Origin of the sequence: uncultured Veillonella sp., assembly GCF_915069625.1 — a bacterium.
GTDB lineage: Bacteria > Bacillota > Negativicutes > Veillonellales > Veillonellaceae > Veillonella.
Genome location: NZ_CAJZFD010000034.1, coordinates 1 through 14,634, shown reverse-complemented (window position 1 = coordinate 14,634; position 14,634 = coordinate 1). Strand labels below are relative to the sequence as shown.

At 40.3% G+C, this 14,634-nt stretch carries 10 protein-coding genes and 1 other RNA gene; all 11 read right to left on the bottom strand.

The annotated features are described in order from the left end of the window. Window positions 1-69: 69 nt before the first annotated feature. The gene (gene rimO, locus QZ548_RS03080; protein ID WP_105089408.1) at window positions 70-1,416 is read right to left on the bottom strand and encodes a 30S ribosomal protein S12 methylthiotransferase RimO; all 1,347 of its coding nucleotides are present in this window, start codon (window positions 1,414-1,416) and stop codon (window positions 70-72) included. Window positions 1,417-1,480: 64 nt separating this feature from the next. Continuing rightward, the gene (locus tag QZ548_RS03075; RefSeq protein WP_295868214.1) at window positions 1,481-2,518 is read right to left on the bottom strand and encodes an ABC transporter substrate-binding protein; all 1,038 of its coding nucleotides are present in this window, start codon (window positions 2,516-2,518) and stop codon (window positions 1,481-1,483) included. Window positions 2,519-2,579: 61 nt separating this feature from the next. Further along, the gene (locus QZ548_RS03070; RefSeq protein WP_295868211.1) at window positions 2,580-4,538 is read right to left on the bottom strand and encodes a YgiQ family radical SAM protein; all 1,959 of its coding nucleotides are present in this window, start codon (window positions 4,536-4,538) and stop codon (window positions 2,580-2,582) included. A 30-nt stretch (window positions 4,539-4,568) separates the two neighbouring features. After that, entirely contained in the window at window positions 4,569-5,021 is a 453-nt protein-coding gene (locus QZ548_RS03065) for a helix-turn-helix transcriptional regulator (RefSeq protein ID WP_105089411.1), read from the bottom strand. A 48-nt stretch (window positions 5,022-5,069) separates the two neighbouring features. Further along, the gene (locus QZ548_RS03060) at window positions 5,070-7,814 is read right to left on the bottom strand and encodes a DNA translocase FtsK (RefSeq protein ID WP_295868208.1); all 2,745 of its coding nucleotides are present in this window, start codon (window positions 7,812-7,814) and stop codon (window positions 5,070-5,072) included. 82 nt (window positions 7,815-7,896) lie between these two features. After that, window positions 7,897-9,198 (bottom strand): replication-associated recombination protein A, encoded by a 1,302-nt coding sequence (locus QZ548_RS03055; protein ID WP_105085883.1) that lies wholly within the window; start codon window positions 9,196-9,198, stop codon window positions 7,897-7,899. 204 nt (window positions 9,199-9,402) lie between these two features. Then, window positions 9,403-9,575, bottom strand: a non-coding RNA gene (gene ssrS, locus QZ548_RS03050) — 6S RNA. Window positions 9,576-9,655: 80 nt separating this feature from the next. Beyond that, a complete protein-coding gene (gene aspS, locus QZ548_RS03045; RefSeq protein ID WP_024065547.1) occupies window positions 9,656-11,461 on the bottom strand; it encodes an aspartate--tRNA ligase in 1,806 nt (601 codons plus the stop codon). A gap of 8 nt (window positions 11,462-11,469) precedes the next feature. Further along, complete coding sequence (gene hisS / locus QZ548_RS03040) at window positions 11,470-12,741, bottom strand: histidine--tRNA ligase (protein ID WP_295868201.1); 1,272 nt, start codon at window positions 12,739-12,741, stop codon at window positions 11,470-11,472. Beyond that, window positions 12,741-14,168, bottom strand: coding sequence for a coproporphyrinogen dehydrogenase HemZ (gene hemZ, locus QZ548_RS03035; protein WP_295868199.1), 1,428 nt, complete (start codon window positions 14,166-14,168; stop codon window positions 12,741-12,743). Before hemZ ends, hisS begins: the two co-directional genes overlap by 1 nt. Then, window positions 14,161-14,634, bottom strand: a 474-nt coding sequence (locus QZ548_RS03030) for a Fur family transcriptional regulator (RefSeq protein ID WP_295868196.1), incomplete at its 5' end; no start/stop codon positions are given. The genes QZ548_RS03030 and hemZ, both read right to left, overlap by 8 nt.

Below are 14,634 nucleotides of genomic sequence, written 5' to 3'. Positions count from 1 at the left end.
TCTGAACCTGTAGAAATGAGTTCTACAATCATCAGATCACCTCCACAATCGAATGTATCGAGCTGTGTTTTATTCTACAACCGTAGCTACTACGTCGTAAGCAAAGCCCTGCTCTACTTGTACCTTAAGAATATCTCCAGGTTGAATCTCTTCTCCGCAGTCTTCAATGTACATATTACCGTCTACATCAGGTGCTTGAGATTTTAAGCGTCCTTTAGCGAGTAATGTACCATTCTCACCTTCCTCGATTTCTTCTACCATTGCATAGTCAATAGTACCTTCTAAATCGCGGTTATTTTCTTCAGAAATAGCGGCTTGGATGGACATGAGAATATGATAACGGTCTTCTTTGACCTCTTCTGGCACTTGGTCTTCACGCGCACCAGCTGGTGTACCTTCCTCTTGAGAGTAAGTAAATACACCCATATTATCAAATTTGATTTCTTTTACAAAGTCGCAAAGTTCCTCAAATTGCTCATCTGTTTCACCAGGGAAGCCAACAATAATAGATGTACGCAATGTAATATGTGTAGGAGCATTTCTAATTTTCTTAAGCAAACGCTCAATATCATTGCGATCATCTCGACGATTCATTTGTTTTAAAATATCGTTATTAACATGTTGTAATGGAATGTCTACATATTTACAAAGTTTTGGCTCATTAACGATAAGATCTAACAATTCATCGGAGAAGAATGTTGGATATAGGTATAACATGCGAATCCATTCGATACCTTCTACCGTAGTTAACTCCTTAAGCAATGTAGTCAACAAAGGCTTTCCATCGTTAAGGTCAATACCATAACTAGTTGTATCTTGAGCAATCAGAACAACTTCCTTAACACCTGCTGCAGCTAATCGTTCCACTTCAGCCTTAATAGACTCGATAGTACGACTGCGGAATGCACCACGCACCTTTGGAATAATGCAGAAGGTACAACCATTGTTACAGCCTTCCGCAATTTTTACATATGCACTGTAACGAGGTGTTGTTTGAATACGAGGCATGCGTTCATCATAGATATTTGTAATATTCTCCATAATACAACTACGATTGCCATGCTCAATAGCATCAACAGCAACCATGATTTGGTCCCATGCACCTGTACCGATCAAAGCATCAATTTCAGGAATTTCTTTGAATAGCTCATCCTGATATTGTTGGCTTAAGCAACCTGCTACAATAAGGCCTTTACATGTACCATCTTCTTTATATTGAGCTACTTCAAGAATGGTATTAATAGACTCCGCTTTGGCTTTCTCAATAAAAGTACAGGTATTTACGACGATAAGATCTGCTTCGCTTAGGTCCTCTGTAATCGTATAGCCATTATCTTTCAATAAGCCTAACATTACCTCTGTATCTACTAAGTTTTTAGCACAACCTAGGCTAACATATCCTAATTTCTTACCCATTCTATATCCTTTCTTAACAAGATTATTTTCAATTTACTACCTTAATAGGATCTATATAACTGAGTTATTCCTTACGGAAACGCACTTGACTAACCCAGTGATTTAGTAATAATTTTTTACCCTCAATGGTGTAACCGCCATTTACAGGCCATAAAATTAGCTCATGTCCCAATGAGTCTTTTGGCTCATCCATTTCTGGGTTTGTAAATATATAGGTGAAGTTATTTTCAACCATATACTTTGCAGTCTTTGTAGATAACAACCAATTAATAAATTCGACGCTATCTGCTTTGTGTTTTGAATTTTTTAAGACTGCCGCACCTGTTACATAATAAGAGGTTCCATCCGTTGGATAAATGACCTTAATCGGGTATCCATGACGCGTATATTGGGCCGCATCAGATAAATTACCAATGCCGATATTAGACTCTCCAAGCGCTGTTAAACGAACTGGTGTAGACAAGAACTTAGCATGTTGTATTACATGAGGTTTTAAGCTATATAAATAGTTTAACGCTTCAGGCTCCCCTCTATATTCCACCATGTTATATAACAAGTTCGCCGCATTCTGAGAGGCTACAAAATCGGTCATTACAATGGTCCAATCCCCTTGTTTTGCCAATGTATCCCATGTAGTAATATATTTACCAACCCCATTGTAGAAGGTATCATTTTGAACAAATACGATAGGATCATACCAAAGACCTACCCAATATCCATTTGTATCCTTTAGATTGTCACGAACCTCGTCAATTTTCTCATTAACGATAGGTGCATATTTTCCAGTATTAGCACCTACAACAAGGTTATCCTCAGAGGTAAGTACAATATCACCAGATGTATCAGCTACATTTGAGGCCGAACGTTGCGCCATTTGCTCTTCTGTAAGAGGCAGAACTGTAACTTTTACATTCTTCTCATCTTCATAACGATCGGCAAGCAATGTAGTTATATTATTTGGTAAGTCTGTATAAACTGTAATCTCACCACGAACAGGCTCTTTTTCATGTTCCAATTGTTCTTGATGGTAAAAGTTTACGCCATAGGTCAACATCCCTACCACAAAAAGGGCTAAAATGCCCGGAGCAATCCATCGTTTCATATATGCCTCCTATAAGACATAAAGCATCCCCAAATGAGATTAGTAAAACTAATCTCTATAATTAACGACCACCACGGCTTTTGTTAGATGGACGACCTTTAGTCATACCACTGCGAGATGATCTTCCCTTACTACGCTGCTCACCTGACTGACGTCCGCTGCGACGATTATTAGCTTGTACTCTATTGCGGTTTCCACTGCCCGTACCAGTACGATTATTATTGCGACCAATTGGGCGTGGTGGAATCAAACATTCTGGTCCAAATCCAATTAAATCATGCCGATTAGCTTCAATGAGTGCTTCTTTAACAAGATCATAATTTTCAATATTTTTATATTGCATTAAAGCACGTTGCTTAGCTTTATCTCTACCTTTTTTGGCTACGTATACAGGCTTTCCATCTAGAGGATTAATACCCGTATAGTACATACAAGTCGATAGGCTGCCCGGTGTTGGAATAAAATCCTGTACTTGTTCTGGATACATATGTTGATCACGCAAGAACTCCGCTAATTCAATAGCATCCTCCAAGGCACAACCAGGATGAGAACTCATAAAGTATGGCACTAAATATTGCTTCTTACCAAGCTTTTTATTAGCCTCTTCAAACCAAGATTTGAAAGTAAGAAACTCTTCCTTACCCGCTTTCCCCATCATATTGGTAACGCGTTTAGATACGTGTTCTGGTGCTACCTTCAATTGACCACTAACGTGAAACTCACACAGCTCTCGTACGAAGTCTTTATTGTTATCTGCTAGAACATAGTCATAGCGCAAACCAGAGCGAACAAATACCTTTTTGACCCCTTTTAGCTTACGTAATTTACGGAGTAATGCAATATAATCATCGTGATTTGTATTAAGATTTTCACAAGGCTCTGGAGCCGCACATGTACGACCTTTACAAGCGCCATATACAGCTTGTTTATCACATGCTAAATGACGGAAGTTTGCCGTAGGGCCCCCAACATCGTGAATATATCCTTTAAAGTTATCCATATTAATCATAGTTTGAGCTTCGTCGATTAAAGACTCATGACTACGATTTTGGATGATGCGACCTTGATGATTGGTAATGGCACAGAATGAACAGCTACCAAAACATCCGCGTTGACTAACAAGGCTAAATTGTACTTCACTTAACGCTGGTACGCCACCTTTATCATCGTATTTAGGATGCCACTTACGTGTATATGGCAAGTTATATACACCATCCATTTCCTCCTGTGTCAAAGGCAAAGCAGGCGTATTTTGAATAAGATATCTGTCCCCATGCTTTTGGACTACCATACGACCATAAAACGGGTCTTGTTCATCATATTGAATACGGAATGCATCAGCAAAGGCCATCTTATCGGCTTTAATTTCCTCAAAAGACGGGCATTCAACATAGTCTATAGTAGGAATTTCCTTTGCCATGTAACAAATACCGCGAATAGATGGCAAAGACTCTTTAAAGCGACCTTGATCTAGAGCATCTGCTAATTCCACAATTTGAAGTTCACCCATACCATAAACAAGTACATCGGCCTTAGAATCAACTAAGATAGAGCGACGTACAGTATCTGACCAATAATCATAATGACCAAAGCGGCGCAAGGATGCCTCTATACCACCGATAATAAGAGGCACATCACTGTAAGCCTCCTTCATGCGGTTTGCATATACCAAGGTAGCCCGATCTGGACGATGTCCAGCTTCACCACCTGGAGAGTAATCATCTTGACGACGGATTTTCTTTGCAGCAGTAAATTTATTGAGCATTGAATCTAGATTCCCTGCTGTAACAAGGGACGCTAGACGCGGTTTACCTAGTTTTTTGAAAGCCTCTACATCATTCCAATCTGGTTGATCTATAATGCCTACACGATAGCCTTTGGACTCTAGGTACCTGCCGATAACGGCAGGAGCAAAGGACGGATGGTCTACATAGGCGTCCCCACTGATGAGGACAAAGTCTAATTCGGCCCAGCCACGTTCCTTCATATCCGAAGGTTCTGTTACTAAAAATCTATCCATCGATTGAGTAAATGCCTTTCTTTCCTTTTATCAGAAAAGGAATAACCAAAGTAAAAATAATGCCATACAGAATAAAATTATGCCTAAAATAATACGTTCTTGAACGATAGAACGTTGACGTTTACGTTGACGCGTTTCTAAGGACATACGCTTTTTAGATGTTTGATATTCAACGAATTCACTTTGCACCAAATTTGGTGTCGCTTGCGCTTTCTGCCGTGTAACAGAACGCAAAGAAAAGGTATCTATATCACCTACCTGACTTTGATAAGCTTTCACCAAGCGATCACCATCAAGATCTAAATAATTACCGTAATTACGAATAAAGCCTTTTACGTAGACCTGACCAGGAATGATGTCATACTTACCATCTTCGATAGCTTCCAAATAGGTTGTTTTAATGTGCAGTACTTGCTCCACATCTTTAAAGGTTAAATTACGTCTTACTCGTTCACGTCGTAATTCTTCGCCTAATTCAGCCATTTTCGTTCCTCTCTTAATCTACATAATACTCATATCGTAATCATTTAATTATTGCTCATCATTTGAGTCTGAGAAATATCGCGCCTTAGCTTGTTCAGGGCTCATTAAAATTTCTCGAGCCTTACTGCCCATACTAGGACCAACAATTTTAAGATCTTCCATCGTATCAACAAGGCGAGCCGCACGAGTATACCCAATGCGGAATCGACGCTGTAACATAGACACAGAAGCTTGACCAGATTCCATAACGAGATTAACAGCACGTTCTAATAACTCATCGCGGTAGATATCATTTTCTTCTGATGATTCTTTTTCGGTTTCCTTTTCAGCCTCTTGTGTAACAGTATCGTCATATTCTGGTTCACGTTGAGCTTTTACAAATTCCACAAGATGTTCTACCTCATCATCAGAGATAAACGCACCTTGTACACGAATTGGTTTATTCGCCCCAATTGGAGCAAACAACATATCCCCTTTACCAAGCAGTTTCTCAGCACCCGCCATATCGAGAATAGTACGGGAGTCAATTTGAGAGCCTACTGCAAAGGAAATACGACTAGGTACATTAGCCTTAATAGAGCCTGTAATAACGTTGACAGAAGGACGTTGCGTAGCAAGTACCATGTGAATACCTGCAGCACGCGCCATTTGTGCTAAGCGACTAATAGATTCTTCAATGTCATCTGGAGCAGTCATCATAAGGTCTGCTAACTCGTCGATAATCAGTACAATCAACGGCATAGCCGCCTTAGGGTGTGCTTCGTTATAACTCTTAATATCCCGTTTACCAGACGCGGCAAAGGCTTTATATCGAGCCTCCATTTCACGAACGGCCCAACGCAATACAGCGGCTGCTTTTTTCATATCTGTTACAACTGGGGCCATCAAATGAGGAATGCCGTTATAAATAGATAATTCAACCATCTTAGGATCGATTAATAAAAGCTTAACCTCTTCTGGTTTACGACTAAAGAGAATACTGGAAATCAACGTATTTACACATACAGATTTACCAGAACCAGTCGTACCTGCTACGAGCAAGTGAGGCATCTTCGCAAGGTCCGTAATCACAGGTTTCCCTGCAATATCCTTACCAAGACCTACAGGAATACCACCTCGAGCATCCTTAAAGTCGCTACAATCTAGAACATCACGCAAATGAACGGCTTCAGTCGTCTTATTAGGTACCTCAATACCAATAGCAGATTTACCTGGGATTGGAGCCTCCATCCGAATATGTTGAGCCGCCAAGTTTAAGGCAATATCATCAGTTAAATTGACGATACGGCTAACCTTTACACCAGGCGCAGGTTCAATTTCGTAGCGTGTAACAGTTGGACCTTGTGTAGCATTAACCACCTTAGCAGTAATACCAAAGTTACTCAATACATTTTCAAGCATCATTGCATTTTGCGCTACTTCTTCACCATTGCTTTGACTCCCCTTCCCTTTCGCCAAAATATCAAGGCTTGGGAAATGATAAGGTCTATCATAGGTACGATGAATTTGACCATCTTTAGATACTGCTACTTGTGCTGTATCTTCTGTAGTACTAATAGTAGATGGTACTTGTAAACTCATACCAGACATACCGGCACCAGCACTTACAGAACTTGCTGCAGCACCTGTACCAGGTACAGCAGAAGCTATGGCAGCGTGATTAGTTTCCAATGGACCAATCGTTGTATTTTGATATGTAAACTCTGGTTGTTCCTCATGGTTATTCTCTACTGATTCAGATTCATCTGTATATCCTTCATCTGGAGTATATGTATAATCCTCATCTGGAGTATATACATAGTCATCACCTGTAGATCTACTAGCATCAGAGAATTGATCAAAATCATCTGCATCATAAGACTTCGCATCACCAGCATCTTTAGAAATATTCGCCAATTGTTCTGCTGCACGATTGCGCGCTTCTATTTCAGCTAATTCTTTCCAAGATGTAGGAGCCTTTGGAGATTCTACAGTCGTTACGGTATCCACCATAGGTTCATTATCTACAACCGCACTCGTTTCAAAGTTATCTCGATCGGTAGTGATACCTCGTTTTTCAAGTGTATCTAACGCTTGGTCTGCAGCATCAGCAAAGCGTGTATCCTTTTCCCTGTTATACGCTTTACGTTGTTCTGCAGCTTCTTTACGTTGTTCATTCCAATCTTCAAAGACCTCTTTAGCTACAGCCACCTTCTCAGCAGCCACTTCTTTAGCTACATCTAAGCCTACTTGTGTTTTATCTGCTGCCTTTTGCAAGCCACTACGCAAAGATAAACGCGTAATTAGAATACCAAAGGCTAATAATAAGAACACATCTAAAATGATGGCCCCTAGCTCACCTAACAGTGTACGAAGGAATGTAGCGATAGCTCCACCTACAACACCGCCTTGATTAGCCAATTGTGTGGTGATTAGTTCCTGCCCCTCAGGAACGCGCCACAATGGAACAAGGGCTAGCAAGAACAGGAAGAACAAAGTCATTACAACGCCCCGTTTAGTAAGGGCAATAAATGTTCCTTTATACAATAATCGCCAGCCAATCCAGAACACACCAAGGCAAGGAATAATACCGCCTAGGCCAAAACCATAACGGAATATACCTGTTAAAATCTGTCCTACAAGACCGAGTTCAAACCCAAAGAATCCGAGCAAGGAAATAACTGCAAAGGCAATTACAATTAAGCCTTTAACTTCGCTGCGCAAGGAAAACCCTTGAGACTTAGTTTGCTGTTTTGTACTTGTTCGCTTTCGTCGTGTATTGCGTTTTTTGGTGGAAGTTTTTTCTTCTGCCATAAATCTATACAAACCCCTTACTTATATAACACTACTGTAAATTAACTTATCATTATATTATAGCATATATCGAAGTATTTAGTTAGCTTTTACGCCGTTTCTCCCAGTCACAAAGTAACTGTTCTTCCTTGCCTCTTTTAATACCATTGTAGTACGAAGCATCCATAAGAGGTGTTGGTAGATACTGCTGTTTTACATAGCCATTTGGATAGTTGTGGGCATACTTATAGGTGTTCCCATGACCTAGCTTGCTAGCCCCACTATAATGACTATCTTTTAAATGATCTGGCACCTGTCCACAATCCTTGTGGCGCACATCGGCAATTGCTGCATCGATAGCCAAATAAGCAGAATTACTTTTCGGTGCTAATGCTACATAACAAGCCGCCTCAGACAATATGATGCGAGCCTCTGGAAATCCTACCATATGAGCTGCTTGAGCCGCTGCATTGGCTAGAATCAAAGCTTGCGGATCTGCAAGGCCTACATCCTCAGCTGCACATATTACGATACGACGAGCAATAAAATTAGGATCCTCCCCTGCTTCAATCATACGTGCCAAATAATGCACAGTCGCTTGTACATCAGAGCCGCGCATACTTTTAATAAAAGCAGAGATTGTATCGTAGTGGCTGTCGCCTTTTTTATCATATGTGTAAATTCGACGTCCCACAACTTTTTCAAGAACCTCTATGGTTATAGTCCCTTCATCCTGTACCATAGCTGCAGCCTGTTCTAAAATATTCAAAGCCATACGACCGTCGCCATTAACGAAAATTCCTACATCCTCTAGCACTTCATCGGTTACTTGTAAACGGCGTTTACCAAGACCTACCTCTTCATCTGTAATAGCACGACGCAAAATTTGACCAATCGCCTTTGGTGTCAAAGCCTCCAATGTTATGAGTCGCAAACGGGATAAAAGTGGTCTATTAACCTCAAAAAACGGATTTTCTGTGGTGGCACCAATGAGGATAATCGTACCATCTTCTACACAAGGTAATAACACATCTTGTTGGCTTTTATTGAAACGGTGGATTTCATCGAGGAATAATATAGTTCTTTGTTGTAATGACCGTACGCGCTTACGAGCATCCTCTATGATGTTACGCAACTCACCTATACCAGCATTGGTAGCATTTAAATTTACAAAATGACTATTACTTACCTTAGCAATGATACCTGCTAGTGTAGTTTTCCCGGTTCCACAAGGCCCATAAAAAAGCATAGATGGTATGGTATCCTTTTCTACCATAGCACGTAAGAAGGTCCCCTTCCCTACGGCCTTCTCTTGACCGTATAAATGATCCAACTTGGTAGGACGCATACGCACAGGAAGTGGCTCATATGCATTTGTAGGCTCTAAATCAAACAAACTATCCATTCTATCACCTCAATTCACAGTATCTAAACTATTAATATCCACATTTCTAAACCATTGATGTTCTCATTTTAGAAATCAGATATGTTAGACCATCAAACTGTATTGCTCTCAAATATGAATACCTATGACAAGCATCATACATCGATATACCTTATTGTATTTCCATATATAGTATATGACATTATATGCCATTTTTACACGCAAAAAAGCCCCACCATGCCGTAATGTACCGCGTTTTGATCCTGCTTAGGGCAGGTGGGTGTCCTCCTCATCCTGCAGTTGTCCCATAAGGGCATAACGTTCAGACGAGAGTTCGGACTCCCGAAGTAAATGTGTTGGCTCAAAACTGCGATATCACACGCACATGGCAGGGATATCTTATACATAAATAGTATCAGAAAGATTCGTAATAAACAAGTCTTGACATTTGAATTTTAATCAATTCTTGCCTATGTTTTTACACCAAAGATTGCTCTTCTTCTTCCTCAATATCTGGTTTAATATGCAACTCTTTTAATTGTTTAGGTTCTACTTCAGATGGCGCTTGGCTCATAACATCAGAAGCAGATTGAGTTTTAGGGAATGCGATTACGTCGCGGATAGATTGACGTTTTGCCATCAACATAACAAGACGATCAAGGCCGAATGCACAGCCTGCATGAGGAGGTGCGCCATATTGGAATGCATCAAGCATGAAGCCGAATTTGGATTTTGCTTCTTCTTCAGACAAGCCAATAGCTTTGAATACTTTTTCTTGTACATCAGATTGGTAAATACGCAAGGAACCGCCACCGATTTCAACACCGTTCAATACCATATCATAAGCGATTGCTTTTACGCTGCCAGGATCGGATTCCAATTTATCAAGGTCTTCATGACGAGGCATTGTGAACGGATGATGCATTGCAACATAACGTTTTTCATCTTCGTTATATTCGAACATAGGGAAATCAGTTACCCATGTGAATGCCAATTTATCTGGATCAATCATGTTCATACGACGTGCCATTTCAAGGCGCAATTCGCCCAATGCACGTGCTACAGTTGCTGGTTTATCAGCAATCATCAATACGAGGTCGCCACCTTTAGCGCCCATTTTTTCACCGATGTTGCGGATTGTATCTTCACCTAAGAACTTCATGATTTGAGACTTGATAGAACCATCTTCGTTGAAGCAAGCCCATGCAAGACCTTTTGCACCATAACGGTTTACATATTCAACAAGGTCATCAAGTTCACGACGAGGAATACCAGCATCACCAGGTACTACGATACCTTTAACTACGCCACCATTGTCGATAACAGAACGGAATACTTTAAATTCTGTATCTTTTACAAGATCAGTTACATCAGTAAAGGCCATATCGAAACGAAGGTCTGGTTTATCAGAACCATATTTATCCATTGCTTCATCCCATGTAATGCGAGGCATAGGCAATGTGATTTCTTTGCCCAATGTAGTTTTAAATACATGAGCAACCATTTCTTCAAGCATAGAATAAATGTCTTCTTCATCTACGAAGGACATTTCCAAGTCGAGCTGAGTGAACTCTGGTTGACGGTCTGCACGCAAATCTTCATCGCGGAAGCAACGAACGATTTGGAAATATTTTTCATAACCAGCTACCATCAAGATTTGTTTGAAAATTTGTGGAGATTGTGGCAATGCATAGAATGTACCAGCATTTACACGAGAAGGTACTAGATAGTCACGAGCGCCTTCTGGTGTAGATTTAGTAAGCATTGGAGTTTCAATTTCCAAGAAATCGCGGCTATCGAAGAAGTCGCGCATTGCTTTCGTTACTTTGTGGCGTAAAATCAAGTTACGTTGCATTTCTGGACGACGTAAGTCAAGGTAACGATATTTTAAACGAATATTTTCATCTACATCGATATCATCTTGGATATAGAATGGAGGTGTTTTAGCGGAGTTCAATACGCGCAACTCTTCACAGTACATTTCATATGCACCAGTTGGAAGATTTGGATTGATAGCAGCTTCATCACGTTTTGTAATTTTACCACGTACACAAAGTACATATTCGTTACGAACATCCTCTGCTTTGTGGAAAGATTCCACGTTATGATCTGGAGATGCCACTACTTGTACTACACCAGAACGATCACGTAAATCCAAGAAAATCAAACCACCATGGTCACGACGGCGTTCAACCCAACCACATAATACGACCTCTTTACCTACCTCTTGTTCAGAGATGGTGCCACAACCGTGCGTACGGTGTAAGCCTTGCATTGTTTCCATTCTAATTGTCATCCTTTCACCAAAGAAGTTATACGTTCAGAAACTGTATCGAGTGGTACAATTTCTTGTTCACTAGTTTCCATGAATCGGATTATGGCTTCCCCACGAGCCAATTCATCATCACCCAATATGATAACATATTTTGCATTAATTTTGTTAGCATATTTTAATTGTGCCTTCATACTCTTGCCCTGTCCGTCCATTTCAACGGTTACATACGCATCATGTAATGCTTGGCAAATTTTGAAAGCCTCTACCTTAGCCGCATCACCAAGAGCCACTACAAATGCAGATGGTTCAACAGTTGGTTCAGGCAATAAGTTTTGTTTTTCAAGAGCTAATAATAAACGCTCCATGCCCATGGCAAAGCCAATGGCTGGTGTATGAGGACCATCAAGTTCCTCTACAAGGCCATCGTAACGTCCACCACCTGCTACGGCACTTTGTGCGCCTAATGGAGTGTATTGTACTTCGAATGCTGTTTTTGTGTAATAATCAAGACCACGTACAAGGCGAGGGTTCAATGTATATTGCACATTAGCAGCTGTTAAATATGTCTTCAATTCTTCAAAGTGATCATGACACTCTTCACATAAATGTTCGTGAATTTCAGGAGCACCTACGGACAAGGATTTACAGGTTTCATTTTTGCAATCCAAGATACGCAACGGATTTTTATATAAACGTTCTTGGCAATCACTGCATAATTGTTCTTTTTTAGGTTCAAAGAATTCAATTAATTTTTCACGATATACAGGGCGGCATGTTGGGCAACCTACAGAGTTCACCTCTACATTAAGGTCTTTAAGGCCAAAGTCTTTCAACAATTGTACAACCATACAGATAACTTCACTATCTACCACTGGAGATTGAGAGCCTAGTACCTCTGCACCAAATTGATGGAATTGACGGTAACGACCTGCTTGTGGTTTATCATGACGGAACATAGGTCCCATGTAATACCATTTTGTAAGGCCTTCTTTACCATATACTTTATTTTCTAAGTAGGCCCGTACAGCAGAAGCCGTATTTTCAGGACGCAATGTGAAGCTAGAGCCACCATCATCGCCTGTAGTAAATGTATACATTTCCTTTTGTACTACATCTGTAGTTTCACCGATACCGCGCAAGAATAATTTAGTATCTTCAAAGGCAGGTGTGCGAATTTCATTGAACCCGTATACTTTACAAATTTCACGCATACGTTGTTCAATATAGTGCCAATTTATCATTTGCTCTGGCAAAAAGTCTTGTGTACCTCTTGGTTTTCTAATAGCCATTACACAACCTCCCAAAATTTCTCACAAATTCTATGTCGTTTCTCTAATAGTGCATCTATCGTTGCGTGGTAAACATCAACATCCTTTGGCATGTGCTGTTTCAATTGACGATATTCAGGGGCGCGCATCCACTTAGATGAGCTACCAGGTCCCATGGATAGAATACTTTGTCGCTCTTCCATGATCTGAATATTATATTCGCACGCTTTACCTGGCAAGGTATAGCCAATATTCTCTAATTGCCCTCTCATATATTGTTGGCGATATAGATAATATGGCACATAGCCAGCTGCTTCAAGACGCTCTTTACCATATTGTACCATTTCTGCTACGAGATGTTCTTCAGGAATATCATCTTGCATATTTAAATCATACAATGGGCTACCACGTTTTAATGCTAACGTATGAATTGTAACATTTTCCGGCAAATTTTGACATACGTAATCCATATTCTCTACCATGTTTTGCATCGTTTGATGCGGTAAGCCTGCAATAAAATCCATATTTACAGCAAATGGTGTATTAACTTTTACATATTGTAACAATTCATCAATATCTTGCGCACTATGTCCACGCCCAATGCGCCGCAAAATATCGTCTTGCATCGTTTGTGGATTAATACTGATACGATTTACACCAAAATCGAGCATAGATCGTATCTTCCGAGGATTAACAGAATCTGGACGCCCCGCCTCTACAGTAAACTCATGACCTTCTGGCACTAGTATAGATAACTGTTTTAGGATTTGGTGAAAGTCTTCATCACCTAATACCGTTGGTGTACCGCCCCCCATATAGATGGTATCTACCGTTAAGCCATAAGACTGAGCAATAGCTTTCATATCCTCCATATCACGGCCTAAAGCTGTTAAGAATTGACTTTTATCAGTGTAATCCTGATAAAGACCATAAGGAAACGAGCAGTACACACAACGAGTATCACAGAAAGGAATGCCACAATAGAGACTCACCTTTTTATCGTCTGTATCAGCTAAAAATGGACGTTGATACTCACCGATAGCCCCCAGAGTAGCAAGCTTTTCCATAGACACAGAAAACTCGTCCCTAATGTGACGAGTTGCTGCGTGGACAGAGCCATATGTATCTATATATTTATGTAGTAGCTTTGTAGGACGCACACCGACCATAGTCCCCCATGGGGCATCGGCTGGCAAACCTTGATATTCACGCAAATAGCGCAATAAGGCTTGGCCAATTTGACGACGGCCCATAGATGAAATATCACCGTCAAAAGTTTTTACGGTCTCACCAATGGTTACAGTCAAACGATATAAACCGTCTACCTCTATAGCCTCTAAAACAACGTCTGGATTAACCTTATCAGAGAATAAACCAGCAGCACCACAGTTATGGGCTACTACGGAGCCAAGTGGTAATGGCCCCGTATATAGATATCCATTAAGCATGGTGATGAGCCATACGTTCTAATTTTTCAAGTTCTGCTTCAGTCATATGATTTTGGCAATCGCTGCAGTAACCATATACTTTCAATTGATGGTCAATAGTGCGGAAGTTCAATTTTTTAGCGATGATAGACTCTAATGTTTCAAGCATATCGTCTTCGAACTCAGATACTTTACCACATTTTACACAAATCAAATGATGATGGAAATGAGCGAACTCTTCATCATTTAATTCGTAACGGTTACGACCATCACCGAAATCAAGTCGTTTTAACAAATCAAGTTCAGTGAATAGATCAAGTGTTCTGTAAATAGTAGCTAAGCCGATATCAGGAGCTACTTCTTTTACCAGTACATATACGTCTTCAGCGCTCAAATGATTTTCATCAGCATCGATGAAGGCTTGTAAAATTGTTTGACGTTGTGTAGTCAATTTGTATTTTTTATCTTTAATGCGTTCTTTTAATTT